Annotated in this window: 18 protein-coding genes; 6 read left to right on the forward strand and 12 right to left on the reverse strand. The window is 61.9% G+C overall.

Annotated elements, in window-relative coordinates; translation table 11 throughout:
* Positions 1–10: 10 nt before the first annotated feature.
* Genes HJC00_RS25175 through HJC00_RS25195 form a run of 5 tightly spaced genes read right to left on the reverse strand, consistent with a single transcriptional unit; the run spans position 11 to position 5,343 of the window.
* Positions 11–1,087, reverse strand: a complete 1,077-nt coding sequence (locus tag HJC00_RS25175) for an ABC transporter ATP-binding protein (protein ID WP_221164753.1) — start codon at positions 1,085–1,087, stop codon at positions 11–13.
* Between the two features lie 26 nt (positions 1,088–1,113).
* The gene (locus tag HJC00_RS25180) at positions 1,114–2,211 is read right to left on the reverse strand and encodes a Gfo/Idh/MocA family protein (protein ID WP_221164754.1); all 1,098 of its coding nucleotides are present in this window, start codon (positions 2,209–2,211) and stop codon (positions 1,114–1,116) included.
* A complete protein-coding gene (locus tag HJC00_RS25185; RefSeq protein WP_405047683.1) occupies positions 2,211–3,098 on the reverse strand; it encodes a carbohydrate ABC transporter permease in 888 nt (295 codons plus the stop codon). Before HJC00_RS25185 ends, HJC00_RS25180 begins: the two co-directional genes overlap by 1 nt.
* Entirely contained in the window at positions 3,091–4,050 is a 960-nt protein-coding gene (locus HJC00_RS25190; protein ID WP_221164755.1) for a carbohydrate ABC transporter permease, read from the reverse strand. Before HJC00_RS25190 ends, HJC00_RS25185 begins: the two co-directional genes overlap by 8 nt.
* Before the next feature lie 6 nt (positions 4,051–4,056).
* Positions 4,057–5,343: an ABC transporter substrate-binding protein gene (locus HJC00_RS25195; protein WP_221164756.1), complete on the reverse strand. Its 1,287-nt coding sequence runs from the start codon at positions 5,341–5,343 to the stop codon at positions 4,057–4,059.
* 306 nt (positions 5,344–5,649) lie between these two features.
* Here HJC00_RS25195 and HJC00_RS25200 point away from each other — a divergent pair, with 306 nt between their 5' ends.
* The 5 genes from HJC00_RS25200 to HJC00_RS25220 all read left to right on the forward strand — a co-directional run bounded on the left by HJC00_RS25200 (position 5,650) and on the right by HJC00_RS25220 (position 11,062).
* The gene (locus HJC00_RS25200) at positions 5,650–6,327 is read left to right on the forward strand and encodes a TetR/AcrR family transcriptional regulator (protein ID WP_210629685.1); all 678 of its coding nucleotides are present in this window, start codon (positions 5,650–5,652) and stop codon (positions 6,325–6,327) included.
* Positions 6,328–6,458: 131 nt separating this feature from the next.
* Entirely contained in the window at positions 6,459–7,607 is a 1,149-nt protein-coding gene (locus HJC00_RS25205; RefSeq protein ID WP_210629686.1) for a Gfo/Idh/MocA family protein, read from the forward strand.
* Between the two features lie 3 nt (positions 7,608–7,610).
* The gene (locus HJC00_RS25210; protein WP_210629687.1) at positions 7,611–8,774 is read left to right on the forward strand and encodes a dihydrodipicolinate synthase family protein; all 1,164 of its coding nucleotides are present in this window, start codon (positions 7,611–7,613) and stop codon (positions 8,772–8,774) included.
* Between the two features lie 30 nt (positions 8,775–8,804).
* The gene (locus HJC00_RS25215; protein ID WP_221147648.1) at positions 8,805–9,635 is read left to right on the forward strand and encodes a sugar phosphate isomerase/epimerase; all 831 of its coding nucleotides are present in this window, start codon (positions 8,805–8,807) and stop codon (positions 9,633–9,635) included.
* Between the two features lie 149 nt (positions 9,636–9,784).
* Positions 9,785–11,062, forward strand: coding sequence for a Gfo/Idh/MocA family protein (locus HJC00_RS25220; protein WP_221156181.1), 1,278 nt, complete (start codon positions 9,785–9,787; stop codon positions 11,060–11,062).
* 21 nt (positions 11,063–11,083) lie between these two features.
* Here HJC00_RS25220 and HJC00_RS25225 read toward each other — a convergent pair whose 3' ends face one another.
* Genes HJC00_RS25225 through HJC00_RS25235 form a run of 3 tightly spaced genes read right to left on the reverse strand, consistent with a single transcriptional unit; the run spans position 11,084 to position 14,983 of the window.
* Positions 11,084–12,094 (reverse strand): hydroxyacid dehydrogenase, encoded by a 1,011-nt coding sequence (locus tag HJC00_RS25225; RefSeq protein ID WP_210629690.1) that lies wholly within the window; start codon positions 12,092–12,094, stop codon positions 11,084–11,086.
* A complete protein-coding gene (locus HJC00_RS25230) occupies positions 12,091–13,947 on the reverse strand; it encodes a DUF2264 domain-containing protein (RefSeq protein WP_210631715.1) in 1,857 nt (618 codons plus the stop codon). The genes HJC00_RS25225 and HJC00_RS25230 overlap by 4 nt, the downstream gene beginning before the upstream one ends.
* 7 nt (positions 13,948–13,954) lie before the next feature.
* Positions 13,955–14,983: a LacI family DNA-binding transcriptional regulator gene (locus HJC00_RS25235; protein ID WP_221156183.1), complete on the reverse strand. Its 1,029-nt coding sequence runs from the start codon at positions 14,981–14,983 to the stop codon at positions 13,955–13,957.
* Between the two features lie 146 nt (positions 14,984–15,129).
* Here HJC00_RS25235 and HJC00_RS25240 point away from each other — a divergent pair, with 146 nt between their 5' ends.
* The gene (locus HJC00_RS25240) at positions 15,130–16,416 is read left to right on the forward strand and encodes an ABC transporter substrate-binding protein (RefSeq protein ID WP_210629692.1); all 1,287 of its coding nucleotides are present in this window, start codon (positions 15,130–15,132) and stop codon (positions 16,414–16,416) included.
* 60 nt (positions 16,417–16,476) lie between these two features.
* On the opposite strand, the gene HJC00_RS25245 is transcribed toward HJC00_RS25240, so the two are convergent.
* From HJC00_RS25245 to galE, 4 genes are read right to left on the reverse strand one after another with little or no spacing between them, the layout of a single operon-like run.
* Positions 16,477–17,448 carry a glycoside hydrolase family 26 protein gene (locus HJC00_RS25245; protein ID WP_210629693.1) on the reverse strand — a complete coding sequence of 324 codons (972 nt, stop codon included), beginning with the start codon at positions 17,446–17,448 and terminating at the stop codon, positions 16,477–16,479.
* Positions 17,449–17,451: 3 nt separating this feature from the next.
* Positions 17,452–17,970 (reverse strand): DUF995 domain-containing protein, encoded by a 519-nt coding sequence (locus HJC00_RS25250; protein WP_210629694.1) that lies wholly within the window; start codon positions 17,968–17,970, stop codon positions 17,452–17,454.
* A gap of 35 nt (positions 17,971–18,005) precedes the next feature.
* Entirely contained in the window at positions 18,006–19,862 is a 1,857-nt protein-coding gene (locus HJC00_RS25255) for a glycosyltransferase family 2 protein (RefSeq protein ID WP_210629695.1), read from the reverse strand.
* Positions 19,859–20,842 carry a UDP-glucose 4-epimerase GalE gene (galE, locus tag HJC00_RS25260; protein WP_210629696.1) on the reverse strand — a complete coding sequence of 328 codons (984 nt, stop codon included), beginning with the start codon at positions 20,840–20,842 and terminating at the stop codon, positions 19,859–19,861. The genes HJC00_RS25255 and galE overlap by 4 nt, the downstream gene beginning before the upstream one ends.

Consider the following 20,842-nt stretch of genomic DNA (forward strand, 5'->3'; position numbering starts at 1 on the left):
GGCTATAGGGTCAGATCGTCTTGCCGGCAGCGTCGAAGACGTGGCAGCGGGCCGGATCGAAGAAGGCCTGCACATTGGTGCCACGCTCGACCTTCTGCTGACCGTCGAGGGCAATCGTCAGGAGCTGTCCGTCCGGCGTCGTCGTATAGAGCATGGTGGCGCCGCCGAGATTTTCGACGAGATCGACATTGACGGTCGAAAGCGTGATGGTGCCCTGCGTGAGGGACAGATGCTCGGGGCGGATGCCGAAGGTGACGGCCTCGCCGGCCCCGCCCCTCAGCCGGCGCGGCAGGCGGACGGAATTGCCGCAGACATGAATACTGGTTTCGGCCTCGCCGACCTCTTCGATGCGCGCCTGCAAAAAGTTCATCTTCGGGCTGCCGATAAAGCCGGCGACGAAGCGGTTGGCCGGGTTGTTGTAGAGATCGAGCGGCGCGCCGACCTGCTCGATGCGGCCGGAATTCAAGACGACGATCTTGTCGGCCATCGTCATCGCCTCGACCTGGTCATGGGTGACGTAGATCATGGTGTTGCCGAGCTGCCGGTGCAGGCGGGAGATCTCGACACGCATCTGCACACGCAGTTCGGCATCGAGGTTCGACAGCGGTTCGTCGAACAGGAAGATGCGTGGCTCGCGCACGATGGCGCGGCCGATCGCCACGCGCTGGCGTTGGCCGCCGGAGAGCGCCTTCGGCTTGCGCTCCAGCAGCTTCTCGATCTGCAGGATTTCGGCGGCGCGCTTCACCTTCGGCTGGATCTCGGCCTTCTTGTAACCGGCCGTCTCCAGGCCGAAAGCGAGGTTCTTGTAAACCGACATGTGGGGATAGAGCGCATAGGACTGGAAGACCATGGCGATGCCGCGCTTGGCCGGCGCCACCTCGTTCATGCGCTCGCTGTCGAGCAGCAGCGCCCCACCGGTGATCTCCTCGAGGCCGGCGATCATGCGCAGAAGGGTCGATTTCCCACAGCCCGAGGGGCCGACGAAAACGACGAATTCGCCGGGATCGATCGTCAGGTCGATGCCATGGATCACATCCAGCGAGCCGTAGCGCTTCTCGACCTTCTGAAGAACGACACTGGTTGCCATCGTCTCAAAACCCTCTCTTTTGCAGGTTACTTCGTTCTTGCGCGCCAATCGGCGTATTTGGGACTGTCGGGACCGACCGGCAGCGGCACTTCGGCGCCGCTGTCCGATGACTGGTAGATGGCGGTGACGAGTTCCAGCGCGCGGCGCGCATCCTTCGATGTCACCGGCAACGGCCCCTGGCCGCTGAGGAAGGCATGGAACTGGCCCATCTGTGTGGTGAAACGCGGCGCGACGGGCTGCCAGTCGCCGACCACCCGATCGATCTTTTCGCGGACGTCATCGTTGGCGGCGATGATTTTCCAGGGATCCTTGCCTGGCGTGTAGGGTTCGTGCGTGCTTTCGAAGGTGACGTTTTCAAAATGCAGTCTCAGCCGGCTGATCTGTTCCTGCGAACCCAGCGTGCAGGACAGCGAGACGAAGGCGCCGTTTTCCATCAGCAGGCTGGCGGAGGCGCAGTCCTCGACCTCGATATCGTTGACACGGGTGGCCACCCGGCCGAAAACCCTTGCCGCCGGGCCCATCAAATGCATCAGCATATCATGCAGATGCAAGGCATGGGTGACGAGCACGCCGCCAAGCTCCGTCGCCCATTTGCCGCGCCAGGGCACGGCGTAATATTCGGGCTTGCGCAGCCAGAAGGTTTCGACAGATGCCGTATAGGGCTTGCCGGCAATGCCGGCATCGATGATCCGCTTGGCCTTCTGGATGCCGTCGCCGTAGCGGTACTGGAAGATCGGCATCAGCACGCCTTTGGCGGTTTTTTCCGCCTCCATGATGGTATCGACCCCGGCAAGGGAGCCCGTCAGCGGCTTTTCGCAGACGACGTGCTTGCCGGCCGCCAGGGCCGCGACCACCTGTTCCAGATGGATGCCGGGAGGGGTGCAGATATCGATGATGTCGATCGTGTCGTCGGCCAGCAGCGCCTGGAAAGAGGTGGTGCGGCGTTCGATGCCGAACTCGTCGCCGACGGCCGCCAGGCGTTCTTCGTTCAGATCGCAGATCGCCGTCACCTTGAACTTGTCGGAATGCGGCAGATAGCCTTCGACAATATGCGAACGGCCGATGCCGCAGCCGACGATCGCGACGGTCTTGATGCTCATGTCAGTCTTTTCCACTACTGCCATCAGCGTTTCATTCCGGTCGTGGCGATGCCTTCGATCAGCAGGCGTTGGAAGAACAGGAAGAAGAAGAACACCGGCACCAACGTCAGGGTCGACATGGCGAAGAGACCACCCCAATCCGACGCGCTGGTGGAATCCACGAAGGTGCGCAGGCCGAGCTGGATCGTGTAGGTGTTCATGTCGTTCAGGTAGATCAGTGGTCCGAAGAAATCGTCCCAGGTCCAGATGAAGGAGAAGATGGCGGCCGTTGCCAGCACCGGCAGCGACAGCGGCAGCATGATCTTCCAATAGATCCGCCAGGCGCTGCAGCCATCCATCATCGCCGCCTCGTCGAGTTCACGCGGGATGCCACGGAAGAACTGCACCATCAGAAAGATGAAGAAGGCGTCGCTTGCCAGGAACTTCGGCACGACAAGCGGCAGGATGGTGTTGACCCAGCCAAGGTTGAGGAAGAGCACATATTGCGGGATCAGCGTCACGTGATAGGGGATCATCAGCGTGCCGAGCATGATCGCGAACCAGAAATTCCGGCCGGCAAAACGCAGCCGCGCAAAGGCGAAGGCCGTCAGCGAACAGGCGATGACATTGCCGGTCACCACCAGCAGCGAGATGACGAGCGAATTCCAGAAGAACCGGCCGAAGCTGACATCGAGGCCGACCCAACCGCGCGCATAGGACGAGAAATCGATCGAGGACGGAATGAGCGAGGTCGACGAAAAGATCTCGGTTTCCGGCCTGACCGATGCCGAGACCATCCACAACAGCGGATAGAGCATCAGAAGCGAGGCGGCGATCAGCAGGGCGTGGATCATGAGTGACCCGGGCAGGCTGCGTTTCGTGATGTCCGATGGCGGCCTGGCCGCGGTGACGGGAGCGGTCATCTCAGTCATCGTAATGCACCCAATAACGCGAGGTCAGGAAGGAGAAGGCGGTGAAGATCGCGATGATCACCACCAGGATCCAGGCGAGCGCCGAGGCGTAGCCCATGCGGAAATTGCCGAAGGCTTCCTGATAGAGGTAGAGCGTGTAGAATAGCGTCGAATTGATCGGCCCACCCGTGCCGCCCGATATGATGAAGGCCGGCGTGAAGGCCTTGAAGGCTTCGATCGTCTGGACGACGGCGTTGAAGAAGATCACCGGCGTCAGAAGCGGCAGCGTGATCTTGTAGAATTGACGGAATTTCGAGGCGCCGTCGAGACTTGCCGCCTCATACATATCCTGCGGGATCTGGCGCAGGCCGGCGAGGAAGATGATCATCGGCGAACCGAACTGCCAGACGGACAGCGCCACCAGCGTATAGATCGAATAGTTCGGATGCGAGATCCAGCTTGGTCCTTCGATGCCGATCTGGGCGAGCGCGGCGTTGACGAGGCCGTCGCTGGCGAAAAGCTGGCGCCAGAGCACGGCGATCGCCACGCTGCCGCCGAGCAGTGACGGCAGGTAGAAGATGGCGCGATAAAAGGTCAGCCCGCGCAGGCCGCGGTTTAGCGCCATGGCGACCAGCAAGGCAAAGGTCAGCTTGAGCGGCACCGAGAAGACGACATAAGTCAGGGTGACGTGCATGGCGGCGGAAAATTTCGGATCCGCCGTGGCGATGCGCACGTAATTCGCAATTCCCACCCACCGCGGCGACTGCAGCATGTCGAAGTCGGTGAAGGAGAGGTAGAGCGAAATCAGGGCCGGCCCGAGCGTCAGCCCGAAAAAGCCGATAAGCCACGGAAGGAGGAAGAGATAGCCGGGCGCGTTGGCGTTCCAGAGACGCCTGAAGCGTCCCTCGGCCACTGCGCCTTGATATCTTTCCACTGGTATGGCCCCTGCGGGCGTGCGCATCGCATTGCTCATACGGGATCAGCCTCGTGCGAGAATCTGCGTGATTTCATCAACAAGTTGTTTGCCGCCATCGGCGGGAGATAACTGCCCGAACCCGACCTGTTCGGCGATGTTGCGCAGCATGAGTTCGCCTTCACCGGCACCGGCCGGCGGGGGCGGCGGCAATTTGCCGGCGAGGTCGCCAAGGCCGCTGACATATTCCAGCGGGACCTTGCCATTCTCGTCGAGCTTAGCTGCTACGACCTCGCGCATGGCAGCGGATTCCGGGATGCCGCGTTCGACGTCGAGCAGAACCGCTGCCTCGGGATTCTTGACGAAGAAATTGACGTAATCGACCGCCAGGTCCACGGATTTCGACTGGGCCGAAACCGAGAAGAACATCGACGGCTTGCGATAGTGGCCGCCCTTCGAATCCGGCTTGATGCGCATGTAGTTGGTCAGTGCCAGCTTATCCTTGTTCATTGCCTGATAGGCGACGAACTGGTTGGAATGGGCAAAACCGGCCGCAGCCTTGCCAAGCGACACCGTGTTGGTTTCGATATCGTTTTTGTCGAGAGCCTGGATATCTGCCGGAACGCAGGCGCCGGACGCACGGAACTTGGTCCACATGTCGTACCATTCCGAGGCGTCATCCACGTCGAATCCGATCTTGCCGTCGGCGGTATAAAGCGCCTTGCCGCGCTGGCGCAGCCAGTTTTCGAACAGTGGTTCGCCGCCGCTGCCGTCGGCGATGCCGAACATGCCCTTGCGCTTGCCTGCCTTGGTAATCTCAGCACCCATGCGACCAAATTCCTCCCAGGTGGTCGCCTGGGTCGGCAGATCGACGCCGGCCTCCTTGAAGGCAGTGGTGTTCAGCACCGTCGCAGCCGAGTTCGCGCCCAGGCTGACGCCGTAGAGATGGCCGTCGACGCTGCCGCCTTCAATTTGCGCCTTGTCGAAATCCCCGAGATCGAGCTTGGCAGGCATATAGGATTCAAGCGGGGCGAGCGCGCCGCGCCGTGCATATTGGACGATGTAACGGTAATCCATCTGGATGACGTCCGGCGCGTTGCGGCCCGCGACCTGGGTCGCAAGGCGCGGCCAGTAGTCGCCCCAGCCCAGGAACTCGCCGGTGATCGACGTCCCCGGATTCTTGGTCTGATAGAGCTGCGATACCTTGTTGGTGCGGTCGGCGCGCGGCTGCGAGCCCCACCACAGGAGACGCAGGCGCTTTTCCTGTGCCAAGGCGCTGGTTCCGAGCGCCGAGAGCGACAGAAGCGCGGCGCTTCCCGCAACGAAATTACGCCTGCTTACACGTAGAGTCATTTCTTTCCTCCTCCAAAGGGAAGCGCCTCCACACGCTTCCAAACTAGTTTCGCTTGCGCAAATAACTAATTGGTTACAAGCTACGTGCAAAGCGGCAAGGCTGTCAAGCGGTGTTGGCCAAAGCATGATGCCGAACGTGTAAGCGAGCGGACGACATTCTGCTCTCACTGCTTAAGTGGGAGCAGGATGATTTTGGGGGTTAACAGGCCTCATCATCCTGTTTCAGCAGGGGCCTTTCCAAATTCGGTTTTTACAATTTCGCACCGAAGGCTTATGAGCGCAACATGTGACGACAGGGGTGGAGCGATGAACGATAGCGGGGGAAATAACGGAAAGAAGCAAGCTCGGCGACCGTCGATGGAACGGACGGCCCAACGCGATCCGGAGCGGACACGCGCGGCAATCCTCGATGCGGCAACCCGGGAATTCGCCGAAAACGGCATGGGCGGCGCCCGCGTCGACGCCATCGCCGAACGGGCCGGCACCAACAAGCGCATGCTCTACCACTATTTCGGCGACAAGGAGCAGCTCTACCTCAAGGTGCTCGAAGAGGCCTATGTCGGCATCCGCACGGCCGAACGCGCGCTGCATATCGGCGACCGCAGCCCCGAGGAAGGCATCGGCGAACTGGCGCTCTTCACCTGGCGTTATTTCCTCGAGCATCCCGAATTCCTGAGCCTGCTCGGCACCGAAAACCTGCATCGCGCCCGGTGGCTGCGCCAGTCCGTCCGGCTCAAGGAACTGCATTCGCATCTGATCGGCGAGCTGTCGCAGGTGCTCGAGCAGGGCAAGAAACAGGGTGTCTTCATCGAGACCGCCGATCCCCTGCACGTCTATCTGACGATCGCCTCGCTCGGCTATTTCTATCTTTCCAACCAGTACACGCTTTCGACGATCTTCGGCCGCGACCTGATCGAGCCGGCCAATCTCAGTGCCTGGGAAAGGCATATCGTCCACGTCACCCTCGCCTCGATCAAGCGCTGAACACTGAAAGCAGGATTTGGCTATTGACAGGCTCGCCGCTCTTCTGCCATCAAGTAACCGTTTAGTTACCGGCTTGGGAGGGCCGGGCGAGGACGCCCGCTCCCACCGCAAAAGATCGCAGGGAGGAAAATATGGCACGCTTGGGGATCATCTTGCACGGCGTCACCGGCCGCATGGGTTACAACCAGCACCTGGTGCGCTCTATCCTGGCCTTCCGCGACCAGGGCGGCATCACGCTGAAATCGGGCGAGAAACTCGAGATCGACCCGATCATCGTCGGCCGCAACGGCGCCAAGATGGAAGAGCTGGCGAAAAAGCACACCATCAAGCGCTGGTCGACCGATCTCGATGCTGCGCTGGCCAATCCCGACGATACGATCTTCTTCGATGCCGGCACGACGCTGATGCGCGCCGAGCTTCTGTCCAAGGCGCTCGACGCCGGCAAGCACGTCTATTGCGAAAAGCCGATTTCCGACGATCTGCAGGTTGCGATCGATCTCGCCCGCAAGGCACGGCGCTCCGGCCTCAAGCACGGCGTCGTGCAGGACAAGCTCTTCCTGCCCGGCCTGCGAAAGCTGGCGCTGCTGAAGGATTCCGGCTTCTTCGGCAAGATCCTCTCGGTGCGCGGCGAATTCGGCTACTGGGTCTTCGAAGGCGATTGGGGCGTGCCCGCCCAGCGCCCTTCCTGGAACTACCGCAAGGCCGACGGCGGCGGCATCATCCTCGATATGCTCTGCCACTGGCGCTACGTGCTGGACAACCTGTTCGGCGAGGTCAAGGCCGTCTCCTGCCTCGGCGCCACGCATATTCCGCGGCGCATCGACGAGCAGGGCAAGCCGTATGATTGCGACACCGACGATGCGGCCTATGCGACCTTCGAGCTCGACGGCGGGGCGATCGCCCAGATCAACTCCTCCTGGGCCGTTCGCGTGCGCCGCGACGACCTCGTCACCTTCCAGGTCGACGGCACGCATGGCTCGGCCGTCGCCGGCCTGACGAAATGCTGGAGCCAGCACCGTGTCAACACGCCGAAGCCGGTCTGGAATCCCGACCAGCCGCAGACGATCGACTTCTACAAGACCTGGGATGAGGTTCCGGATACCCAGGCCTTCGACAATGGTTTCAAGGCGCAGTGGGAAATGTTCATCCGCCACGTGGTCGAAGACGCGCCGTGGCCCTACGGGCTGGAAGCCGGCGCCAAGGGCGTGCAGCTCGCCGAACTCGGGCTGAAATCCTGGGCCGAGCGCCGCTGGCTCGACGTCCCCGCACTGGAGTTCTGAGCCGTGAGCACGATCAACCTTCCCCTCGACGGCAAGATCGTTCCCTACGCGCTCGCCGGCACGCCGATCGAACTCAAAAAACGCGATGCCAAGAGCTTTCCGCGCATCGCCTTTGCCGCTGCCCATGTGGTCGCCGATCCGCTTGCCGACAACGATCCCTGGCTGACGCCGGCGATCGATTGGGAGCGGACGCTCGCCTTCCGGCACCGGCTCTGGGATCTCGGCCTCGGCGTCGCCGAAGCGATGGATACGGCACAGCGCGGCATGGGCCTCGGCTGGCCGGAAGCCCGCGACCTCATCCGCCGGGCGCTTGCCGAGGCGGCCGGCCGCAAGGACGCGCTGATCGCCTGCGGCGCCGGCACCGATCATCTGTCACCCGGTCCGGACGTGACCATCGACACGATCATCAGGGCCTATGAAGAGCAGATCGAAACGGTGGAGGCGGCCGGCGGCCGCATCATCCTGATGGCAAGTCGGGCGCTTGCCGTCGCGGCCAAGGGGCCGGACGACTATATCAGGGTCTATGACCGCATCCTTCGCCAGGTCAAGGAACCCGTCATCATCCACTGGCTGGGAGAAATGTTCGACCCGGCGCTCGAGGGATACTGGGGCAATGGCGATCACCTGAAGGCAATGGAAACGTGTCTGCAGGTGATCGAAGCCAATGCTGCAAAGGTCGACGGCATCAAGATCTCGCTGCTTTCCAAGGAGAAGGAAGTGACCATGCGCCGGCAACTGCCGAGATCCGTGCGCATGTATACCGGCGACGATTTCAACTATGCGGAATTGATCGCCGGCGACGAAGAGGGCCATTCCGACGCGCTGCTCGGCATTTTCGACGCCATCGCCCCGGCAGCTTCGGCTGCGCTCGACGCGCTCGGCCGCAAGAGCAACCACGAATTCTTCGACCTTCTCGAGCCGACCGTTCCGCTATCGCGCCACATCTTCAAGACGCCGACCCGCTTCTACAAGACCGGCGTCGTCTTCCTCGCCTATCTCAACGGTCTGCAAGATCATTTCGTCATGGTCGGCGGCCAGCAGAGCACCCGCTCGCTGGCGCATCTGGCCGAACTCTTCCGACTGGCCGACAAGGCGCGGGTTCTTGCTGATCCCGAACTCGCCGCAAGCCGCATGCGCCAGGTGCTCGCGGTCCACGGCGTCAACTGACGCCGCTATACCTGACGGAAGGAGAATGACATGCAGGTCGAAGGACTTTCGATCAATCTGGCGACGATCCGTGAGCAATGCGGCTTTGCCGAAGCCGTCGATACCTGCCTGAAACACGGCATCACCTCGATCGCGCCCTGGCGCGACCAGGTCGCCAAGGTCGGCCTCGACGAGGCGGTGCGGATCGTTAAATCGAACGGTATCAAGCTGACCGGCCTTTGCCGCGGCGGCTTCTTTCCGGCGGCAAACGAGGCCGACTGGCAGAAGAATCTCGACGACAACAGACGGGCCATCGACGAGGCGGCCGCCTTTTCCGCCGATTGCCTCGTGCTCGTCGTCGGTGGTTTGCCGGGTGCATCGAAAGATATCGTCGCGGCTCGTCAGATGGTACTCGACGGCATTGCCGCCGTGCTGCCGCATGCGCAGGCTGCCGGCGTGAAACTTGCAATCGAGCCGCTGCACCCGATGTATGCCGCCGACCGGGCCTGCGTGAACACGCTCGGCCAGGCGCTCGACATGTGCGAGCCGCTCGGCGAGGATGTCGGCGTGGCGATTGACGTCTACCATGTCTGGTGGGATCCCGATCTTGCCAACCAGATTGCTCGCGCCGGACGCATGAACCGTATCTTCGCCCATCACATCTGCGACTGGCTGGCGCCGACGAAGGACATGCTGCTTGACCGCGGCATGATGGGCGATGGCGTCATCGACCTGAAGGGCATAAGACGGATGATCGAAGCCGCCGGTTTCTTCGGCGCACAGGAAGTGGAGATCTTCTCGGCCGAAAACTGGTGGAAGCGTCCGGCCGACGAGGTGATCGCCACCTGCGTCGAGCGGTTCCGGAGCTGCTGCCAGATGTGATTCTTGAGCATTTCCGTTTTTCTTCGAAACACGAAAATGCTCTATCTCTTTGTTTTTACGCAATTCCGGACGCAAAAACCGCTGCACATTTTTGCTGGAATTGCTCTGAAATCCCATTGTTTCATCACGTATGAAAGAGGAGTCATTCGATGGAGAAACGCCGTTTTGCCCTGATCGGCACCGGTAACCGTGGCACCACCATGTGGGGCAAAGACCTGCTTGCCGGCTGGCGCGAACATGTCGATCTCACAGCCATCGTCGAAAAGAACGCGCTACGCGGCGAGCGCGCCCGCAACATGATCGGCAGCAATGCGCCGCTCTATGACAACATCGAATCCATGCTCGCCGAGCAGAAGCCGGATCTTGCCATCGTCTGCACGCCCGACCATACGCATGACGATATCATCGTGCGGGCGCTGGAATCCGGCATCGATGTCATCACCGAAAAGCCGATGACCACTTCGATCGAGAAAATTCGCCGGATTCTCGACGCCGAAAAACGCTCCGGCCGCCGGGTCGACGTCTCCTTCAACTATCGCTATGCGCCGACAGCCGCGAAGATCAAAGAGCTCCTGAACGCCGGTGAGATCGGCCGCGTGACCTCGGTTGATTTTCACTGGTACCTCAACACCAAGCACGGCGCTGATTATTTCCGCCGCTGGCATGCCTATACGGAAAATTCCGGCAGCCTGTTCGTCCACAAGGCCACCCACCATTTCGATCTGCTGAACTGGTATCTCGACAGCGATCCGGAAGCCGTCACCTCGTTTGCCGACCTGCAGAACTACGGCCGCAGGGGCCCGTTCCGCGGCCCCCGCTGCAAGCTCTGTCCGCACGCGCAGGAATGCGACTATTATCTCGATATCGAAAAGGATCCCTTTCTCGATCAGCTTTACGAGGATCCTTCGAAGATCGACGGCTATTTCCGAGACGGCTGCGTCTTCCGCGAAGATATCGACATTCCCGACACGATGGTCGTGTCCATCCGCTACCGCAACAACGTCCATGTCTCCTATTCGCTGAACACCTTCCAGCCGATCGAAGGCCATCACCTCGCCTTCAACGGTACCAAGGGACGTATCGAGCTTCGCCAGTATGAGGCTCAGCCCTGGGAGGTGCCGAAGGAAGACACGATCCTTCTCATTCGCAATTTCCCGAATGGGAAGGAGGCGGTGGAGCGCATCGTCGTGCCGCATTTCACCGGCGGCCATTACGGCGGCGACGATCGGATGCGCAACATGATCTTCAAGCCCGGCATGGAAGATCGGCTCGGCCAGCGCGCCGGCACACGGGCGGGCGCCATGTCCGTGCTCTGCGGCATTGCGGCGCTGACGAGCTCGCGCACCGGCAAGGTGGTCGATATCGCCGAGTTGATGCCCGAGCTTGCCAATGACGGCTCGCCCAATTCCTTGAGATCACCACGCTGACGCGTGTCCCTGACGGATGCGTCAGGCGATATTTTCGAGATCCTGCCGGCTGATCTGGTAGAGCAGCGGCCGGCCCGTTGTAAAACGCTCGACCTCGTCCGCCGCCATCGCACCGAGACGCGCCCGTTCCAGGCCGATGGCGCCGGCGATGTGCGGCGTCAGGAAGACATTGGGCAGATCGTAGAATGCCGAACCCACTTCCGGAATTTCCGGATCGGTGACGTCGATCACCGCGTCGATGCGGCCGGTCTTCAGCTCTGAAAGCAGGGCTGCCTCATCAATGAGGATTCCGCGCGCGGTGTTGATCAGCGTTGCCCCGTCCTTCATCAGCGACAGTCTTCGCGCATCGATCATATGCTGCGTCGACGGCAGCGACGGCGCGTGCAGGGAAACAATATCGGCTTGCCGCATCAATTCGTCGAGATCGACCTTTTCAGCTCCGAGACCGGCTGCTTCGGCGGCATCGAGCATGGGATCGAACAGCAGCAGCCTGTAGTCGAAAGGCTTCAGGAGTTCGATCACCCGCCTGCCGATGCGCGAGGCGCCGACGATGCCGAGGGTTCGGCCATAATTGCCGATCGCTTCGCGCTGCATCGGATAAGTCCGATCGCGATTGCGGTCGCCGACGTAAAGCTCGCGGAAGCGGAAGGCGCGTTTGCCGGCAAAAAGGATCGCGGCGAGCGTGAATTCGGCAACCGGCACGGCATTGGCCTCGGCCGCGTGGCTGACCGCGATGCCGGCTTCGAAGATGGCGTCATCGATGATGCCCTTGACCGTACCGGCCGCATGGACGACGAGGCGCAGCCGCGGCGCGACAGCAGGGATCTCAGGCCCGACACAGGGCGCACCCCAGCCGGTGATCAGGATTTCCGCTCGGGAAAGCAGGCGTCTCGCCCGCGCGTCGTCCAGCCGCTGCAGCGGCTCGGGATCAAGCAGGCGGCCGATCGCATCGAGCCGGCGCAGGATCTCATCGGGCAGGACATGCTCCGTGCGGGACGGCTCCATGGCAAGGACGATGGCCGGTCGGCTCATGGCATCTGACCCGGTGCTTCGATGGCGCTGACGGTCACGCCCTTTTCCCGCACCAGCGCCTGCAGCGCCGCAATATCGGGCGCTTTCGGCGGCTGCGTCCAGGCCGACGAGACGGCGGCGGGATCGTCGAGCGCCAGCACCGCCGTCACCAGGATGGTCTCGCCGGCCGGAATCTGACCGCGCAGTTGTGGCACGATGGTCTTGGCGACGATCACATTGGTGTTGGGTTGGGCCTTCTGCGCGAGCCCGACACGTTTGATCGAAGAGCCGAGATCGAGAATGCCGGTGAAATCGGCTTCACCGATCGCATAGGCTGCCCCCTCCGAGGCCGACAGCCGATCCTGCTCGAAGTCGCGGCGGCCGGTGGCAAAGCCGCCTTCGGCAATCCGCAGCGGCCGGCCCGACCTGATCCGGTGGAGGCGGATATGCCAGGGGGCGGCGGGCACGAGCCAGGTTTCGACTTCGGCATCGGGGAAGGGCGACCATCTCGAATGAAGCACATCACCCGCGAGCCGGGCTTCCTCATTCGTTTCACGCACGCGGTAGTGCAGGCCGTCATCGCTGAAGGCCAGCATCGAATCGAAGGCGGCCAGCGCAAAGCCGCGTTCATCGGACTCGACGCTGAAGCCGTACCGGGCCGAATATGCGAATTTCGCGTATTTCTCAGTGCCAAAACGCATCTGCAGGTTTTCCTGGCCAGAAGACAGCGCCACGACATCGCCGCCTGCCCGCATCAGAACCATGCCGGGATGACGCTGGGGAACGACCTCGGGCGCCGGCTCCGGCGCCTTCTCGCTGGCGGTCCAGAAGGGATGATCCCCAGCGATTGCGAGCGGCAGAAAGGCCTTCAAGGCCCAATAGGGCGAGCCGGCGGAGTTGTAGCTCTCCGACATCAGCAGGTTCGGGTAGCCGAATCCGATCGACAGAACGCCGTCACGATCGGCAATCGGCTTGTCCCTCCACCAGCGCAGATGCTGCAGGCAGAGATGCTTGACCTCGCCCCAGGGCAAAGCCTCGAGATCGGCAAAGGCGAGCGCCGACCAGAAGCCAGCGCAGGCAAAGCGATAGGTCAGGCTGCGGCCGAAGGGGATCGTCGCGCCGTCGGCGGCAAACCAGTGGCGGAAATCTCGGGCGAAGAAGATGGCGCGCTCGCGATAGCGTTTCGCATAATCGTCATCGACGAGCTTCGAATAGATCAGCCCGTAAAAATGCATGGCGAAGGGAATGTAGTGGTCGATGCGGCGCACGTTTCCGTCGCGATACCAGCCGTCGCCGATATAGAAGCCTTCGAGCTCCTGCAGATATTGCCGCGTCAGGCTGCGGTCGAAATCAACGCCGAGACGATCGAGGGCGATATCAACGAAGATGCGGAAAAATTTCCAGTTGTTGTCGGCATAGTCGAACTGCCTGGCATGTTTGAGATAGGCGACGACATTGCCACGGGCACGCGCATCAAGCGGCTCCCAGATCTTTTCCGGCACCAGCGCCAGGGCAAAGCCGAGGGCAGCAAGCTCGACCATCCGCTGATCCCGGCCGTTGACTGTTCCCCAATATTCGGGATGGGCGGGGTCGGTGCCGTTTGCGAGGCCTTCGGCAAAACGATGCCAATGGGCGAATTCTCCACCACCGGCGCCAAAAGGGGCCAATCCCCAGAGCGGGCGGGCGAAACCCTCGAGATCGGCGGCCGCCCGATCGAAATGGGCGGCGAGACCACTGAGCCTGACGCGGGCATTGCCCTTGGAAAAACAGGGAAGCAGCGGATCGAAGAGCGCGAGCAGAGCGCGGCTCATATCGGCGCGGCTTTCCAGCGGATTGCCGGCAAGCGGATTGGCGCTGGCGGGATCATAGGTCATCGGCACCTCACGGGTTCTCGGCATTGGCAACGGTCCCTCCCGGAACGGGAACGACCGCCTGGCAGATGTGGCGCGCAGCCGCTGTTCGGTTGCGGAACCGGGTGAGCATCATCGACACAGCCTCGCGCCCGAGGGCAGCCCGATCGACCCGCATGGTGGAAAGCCGCGGATTGGTCATCAATGCGCAGGGCAGATCATCAAAGCCGACAATCGCGAAATCGTCCGGCACTCGCAGGCCGGCTTCGGTGACCGCCTCCAATACGCCGACGGCAATGAAATCATTCATGCAGAACGCCGCGGTGAAGCCGGCATTCTCGGCAAGAACTGCCGCGGTGCGTTCATGAGCCTCGCGGCTTGCGCTACCCTGCAGCGCCAGCGAAACGAATCGTCCTTCGGCGCCGGGGACGGCGGAGATCGCCGCCTCGAAGCCACGAATGCGCTCCCGAATCGTATGGCGGTGAGAGCCGCTCAGATGCAGGATACGGCGATGGCCAGCCCTCGTCAGCCGGCTGGCCGCCTCGTAGGCCCCAAAGAAATTAGCCGGCGAAACACCGTCGAACTGCATCCTGGGATCAGCGCCATTGACAAGCACGGTCGGCGTCATGGTGGCCCGCAGCCAATCACGCAGAGTGTCGTTGGGATCGATGCCGACGAGAAAAAGACCCTGGGCACCCGCCGCCTGCATATAGTCGCGCAGGGCATCCGGCGTGATTCGATCCTCGCGGACCATGCGAATTTCGAAGGGCATGCCCGCTTCGGCGGCTCCGGTACGCAAGCCGTCGACGATCGCTTCGTAGAAGACGCTGAGCCCGCCGGTGACGCCGTCGCTGGCAATCAGCGCCAGCCCGCCGGCAACGGCTTCGGCAGCAGGTTTGACCGGATAACCGTGTTCGGCGGCCACCTTCAATATCTGCCGCCGGACGGTTTCGCTGATCCCAGGTTCGTTGGCGAGCACGCGCGACACGGTCGAAACGGAGACGCCGGCCAATGTGGCTATGTCGGCCTGTCGCAGCCGTCTGACTTTTTCATCGCTCATAGGCAAACTTTATGCAAATAATGCAAATTTGCAATACCAGAGTTATTTCTTGCAATAAATTCTTTTTTGCGTAACCTGTCTCACGAAAATGCCGGACGACGCCATGGAGGATGGCAGCGGACATATTGGGACAAGGGAGGATACCGATGCAGGTCAATCGCCGTTCATTTCTGATGGGTTCAGCCGGTGCATTCGCCGGCCTTGCCTTTGGCGCCGGAAGCGCCGTCCCGGCCTTTGCCGAAGACACGCAGCTGCGAGCCATGTGGTGGGGGTCGAACGACCGCGCCAAGCGGACGCTCGACGTCGCCAAACTCTACCAGTCGAAAACGCCCGGCGTGACGATCATCGGTGAATCGCTTTCGGGCGACGGCTACTGGACGAAGCTCGCCACGCAGATGGCCGGCCGCTCGATCGCTGACGTCTTTCAGCTCGAGCCCGGAACCATCTCCGATTATTCCAAGCGCGGCGCCTGCATGCCGCTCGACGAATTCGTCCCCTCGACGTTGAAGGTTCAGTCCTTCGGTGCCGACGTGCTGAAACTGACCACCATCGACGGGAAACTCTACGGTGTCGGCCTCGGCCTCAACTCTTTCTCAATGTTCTTCGACACGGTGGAATTCGAAAAGGCAGGCATTCCGGTGCCGACACCCGACCTGACGTGGGATGAATATGCCAAGCTCGCGGTGGAACTCGGCAAGTCCTCGGGCAAGGCAGGCGGCCCTTATGCGGCCCGCTACGCCTATGTCTTCGATGCCTGGCTGCGCCAGCGCGGCAAAAGCCTCTTTGCTAAGGAAACGGTCGGTCTCGGTTTCACGGCCGACGATGCCACGGAGTGGTTCGACTATTGGGAGAAGCTGCGCAAGGCAGGAGGCACCGTTGCTGCCGACGTCCAGACGCTCGATCAGAACACCATCGACACCAACGCCCTCGGTCTCGGCAAATCGGTGATCGGCATGGCCTATTCCAACCAGATGATCGGCTATCAGCTGATCATCAAGAACAAAATCGGCATCACCATGCTGCCGCGGGAAAGGAAGGGCGGGCCGTCGGGCCACTATTACCGCCCTGCGCTGATCTGGAGTGTCGGCGCCACGACAAGGAATGGCGAAGCGGCCGCGAAATTTATCGACTTCTTCGTCAACGACATCGAAGCCGGCAAGATTCTCGGCGTCGAGCGCGGCGTGCCGATGTCGCCGGCCGTGCGTGAAGCCATTCTACCGCAGCTGAACCCGACTGAGCAGGAAACGGTCAAATACGTCAATATGCTCAAGGATCAGGTCGGCGAATATCCGCCGCCGGTGCCGATGGGTGCAACGCAATTCGACCAGCGCGTGCTGCGCCCGATCTGCGACGAACTCGCCTTCGAACGGACCTCGCCCGCCGATGCGGCGACCCGGCTCGTCGAAGAGGGTAAGGCAACGCTCAAGGGATGATCGCCTGCCTGATATGAAAGGAGAGGGCCGCAAACCCCGGCGGGCCTCTCCCTCGCAACATCAGTTGGCCGCCAAGCTCTCGACCACGCGCCAGTCAGGCCGGCCGAGATTGAACGGCCAGGCGTTCACGTCCCGGTCATTGAAATAGACCACTTCCCGAAGGTTCGGGAAGGCGCCCTGCTTCAGAGTCGCGGTGTCGATCCAGGGCCTCATATAGGCGTCGCCGCCTTCGTAGCCGAGCTCTGCGACCCAGATGGGCTTTCCGTAGCCGGCGACGAGATCATACCCCTGCTTCAGCGCCTCCGAAAAGGTCCGGTGCGTGTTGTAAGCAAGTTCATCATAGCGCTCCAGCCCGAAGACCGACAATCCGACGAGATCGACATAATCGTCGCCGGGATAGTAGTCCTGCAGGCCCGGCAGGCCCTTCGGCGACCACATTATTTCGGTGCCGGGCGCCTCCTCGCGGAGGATGTCCATCATTCTTTTGTAGGCGGTGATATAGTCTTGCGGGTCCCAGCCGGCCCACGAAAACCGCCCGGATTTGTCTTCCATCTCCTGTCCCCAGCGGAGGATCACGGGGCTTTTCAGCTGGGATATCATTTGCGCGATCGCCCGCATGTTGACATCGTAGTCGCCGCGCAGAACCTTTGCGCGAAGCTCGCCCGAGGTCAGCCGCCAATCGACATCCCAGGACCAAGGCTCCACCGTTATCAGCAGGTTGCGGCCCCTGGCCAGCGCATAGGCATCCGCGATGCGCAGCGTCTCCAGGTCAACGTCTTCCCACGGCAAGAACAGAGCTTCGGTCGAAACGTTGGCCTGAGCGCCGAAATCCCCATGCGGGTCGTAGGCGCCGAACTTGATGCCATCGGCATGAACGACCGGGCGTTTGTCGATGATCGTCCGCGCGCTCGCCGCCGGGTTCGACGCAATGCCCGCATATTGCACCTCACTTCGGCCCGGCAGTTCCGCGACGCACAACAGCAGCAGCGCGATGGCGGCGGTGGAGAGGTGATTTTTCGTCAGCTTCTTCATGGCTCACCCTCCTTTTCGGGCTATTTCCTGATGCAGCAGGAGCTGCTTCAGGTCATACGCCTTGGCGCTGACGGTATCCGTGGAGACGAGCTTGCGGAATTCGTCATCCTGGCGCACCGAAGAATGGCGGAAGACGTACCAATCGCCGTCGGGCTGACGGCGCTGGTAGATCGTGTTGCCGATCTTGCGGTGACCGAAACAGGTGCTGGCACGCGCTGCTCCCTCGGCATTCGTCCAGGTCGCGCGCATGCAGAGCTGGCCGAGATCGTCGACCACCCATTTGCCTTCGGCGAAGGACTGCTTGCCCTTGTCGTTGGTCCAGGCCACGAACCGCCGGCCCTCATCGAAGAAACGGCCGCCGCCGGTGCCCCAGGTCCAGGTCTTGTCACCGTAGATACGATAGAGTTCATAGGCGCTGAGCGGTGTCGGCGGCTTCTTAGCGGCCTCGGCAGCTTGCGCCACCACAGGCAGGCACAGGCTGAGAGCCAGGGCTATGCCATACAGTCTCGGTCCGATGCTCATTGTATACTCCTCTCGACACATGCCGGTTGGCCGGTTCAAACACCCTGTTGGTCCCGTCCCGTGCTTCCGAATCCATTCCACCTGAGGCGAAACTTCACGGTCCTGGTCTTGCCGAGCCCGGCCCCGGCGACGGCAAATTGCGATTGGCTGAAACTGACAAGCGTCTGGCCATGAGAAAGGGCTTCGAGGCCGCGCAGACCGTGATTGCCCGCCTGCATGCCGCCGGTGACACAGATCGCCAAACCCATGGCCGTCGCGAACCAAAGGCCGCGCGATTGCGGCAGCAGCGGCAGGCCGTTCTCGATCGCATGGCGAATGACGATCAGCACCGTCAACGACAGATAGATCGCGAGGTTCATCGCGGCGAAAAGATAGAAGCCCTGAGCGGCGGCCTCGCCGGCGAGCGCCATGGCTGCGGCGCAAAGCCCCGCGAGAGCAAGATAGGGCGCAACGACACGCAGCGGCAAAGACTGCTGCTGCTGCTTTCCCTTCGGGGTGATGCGAAAGTCGACGAAAGAACCGGAGACATGGTCGCGAATGGCGGCCAGGCTGCCGGCCAGCGACCATGGCCAGCGCAGAAAGATGAAGGCGAGCCCTTCCCAGCCAAACAGTTTCGCATCGCACGGCCGGAAAGTTCCCGTGGCCCGCCAGAAGAAAGCAAAGAGCGCCAGCACGATCGATATCGGCGCGAAATGCAGCAGAAAATCCGGATAGGTCACGTTGACGAAGACCTGGCCCGTCAGCAAGGCGGCCACCGGCAGCAGGAACGTCACTGCCATGACGGTGGAGAAGAGCGGATACCACAGCTGCGAAAAGACGAACTGGAATTTCAGCCGCCAGGGCAGATGGATGACATAGCGGCGGGAATATTGCAGCAGGATGGTGACGAGGCTGCGCGACCACTGGAATTCCTGCACGGCGAGATCGACGAAATTCGCCGGGCCGTCGCCATGAGCGATCGCATCGATCGCGTGGACGCCGCGCCAGCCGCCGGCGTTCATCATCAGCGTGGTCGAATGATCTTCGGCAAGCTCGGGCCCAAGGCCCCCGATCTGGCGAAGGGCTGATGTGCGGACCGCATAGTGGGAGCCGATGCAAAGGGGCGCCCAGCCATTGTTGTAACCGGTCTGCAGCGAGCCGTGCAGACTTGCCTCTGCGTAGAGCCTGCCGCGCGCGACCCAACTCGCCGCGGCATTCGCATCACAGATGCTGGGAGCGGAAACATAGCCGACGCCAGGATCGGCGAAGGGGCGCAGGACTTCACGGAGATAAGTCGGTGTCGGCACATGATCGGCATCGAACTGGGCGACGAAATCGTAACGCGCATAACCGAAATGGTCGTAGAAATAGGCAAGATTGCCTTCCTTGCACCGCGTCCGGCGCGGCCAGGTCGTGCGGTGATACTCCGCCACGCCCTTTCGCGTCGAGATCAGCACGCCGTGCTCGGCGCACCAGCGTCTGGTTTCCGCGGAAGGATCCTCGTCGGCCAGCCAGACATCGAAGTCGACACCGGTCTGATCGAGCATCGCCTGAAGCGTGGCGCGGACGACGGCAAAGGGCTCGGACGGCGCCTTGGTGACGACCATCGCCACGCGTCCTTCCGGCAGCCGGGCGCGCGAACTGATCGCTCTCGCATCGAGGAAGATCAGGATGAAATAGGCAGGCACAAGCGTGATCCAGGCAAGCACGACGGTGACGAGCACGAAGGCTGACCAGGAGATGATATGGGCGGACTGACACCACCAGATCCAGAAATAGCCGAGTGCCGCCAGCCAGCAGAAGATGCCGAAACCATAGGCGACACGCTTCCGACCGGTGAAAACCGGGTTGAATGCATCAGCGGCGGCTTTCGCCGTCCTGATCCGGTGATCGATCTCCGAAACCAGGCTCATGCCGTCACCTCCAGCCCGAAGGTGGGTCCGGCCGTGCGGATGATGGTGTCGAGATCCGAAAGAGCCGGCACGAAGCCGAGCTCTGCTTTGGCCCGAGCCGTGTTGGCAAAGAGGATCGGCGGATCGCCGGGGCGGCGAGCGCGATAACGGACGGGGACTTCGCGGCCGCTGGCGCGATAGACCGCGTCGAGGATCTCGCGCACTGACGTGCCGCGGCCGGAACCGAGATTGACGCTGAGCGAGGCGCCGTCTGCGATCAGGTGGTTGACGGCGGCCAAATGCGCCTGCGCAAGATCGCTGACATGGATATAGTCGCGAACACAGGTTCCGTCCTCGGTCGAATAGTCGGTGCCGAAGATATCGAGCCGCTCCAGCCTGCCGGCGGCAGCCAGGAGGGCGCGAGGAATGAGATGTGTCTCGGGCTCGTGACGCTCAGAAAGCTCGCCCTCCGGGTCGGCGCCGGCCGCGTTGAAATAACGCAGGGCGGCGAAGCGGATGCCGTAGGCGGCAGCAAAATCCTCGAGCGCCATCTCGAAGATCAGCTTGGTGCGGCCATATGGATTGACCGGTTGCTGCAGGCTTTCCTCCCGTACCGGCAACGAGGCGGGAACGCCATAGGTGGCGCAGCTGCTCGAAAAGACGATCTTGTCGATGTCCTGGTCGAGACAGGCCTCGAGCAGCGTGAGACTGCCGACGACATTGTTGCGGTAATATTTCCTCGGCATGTCGACGGATTCGCCGACATAGGCGTTGGCGCCGCAATGGATGACGCAATCCGGCGAAAATTCAGCCATCGTCTGGCGTAGCGCGGCTGCGTCGCCGAGCTCACCGCGGACGAGCGGGCCCCAGCGGACACTGTCGGCATGTCCGGTCGAGAGGTTGTCGTAGGTAACCGGAATCATCCCGACGCGCGACAGCGCTTTGCAGATGTGACTTCCTATGAAACCGGCGCCGCCGGTGACGAGAATATAGCGGGGCAT

This window comes from Rhizobium sp. NLR22b (assembly GCF_019685295.1).
Taxonomy (GTDB): Bacteria; Pseudomonadota; Alphaproteobacteria; order Rhizobiales; family Rhizobiaceae; genus Rhizobium.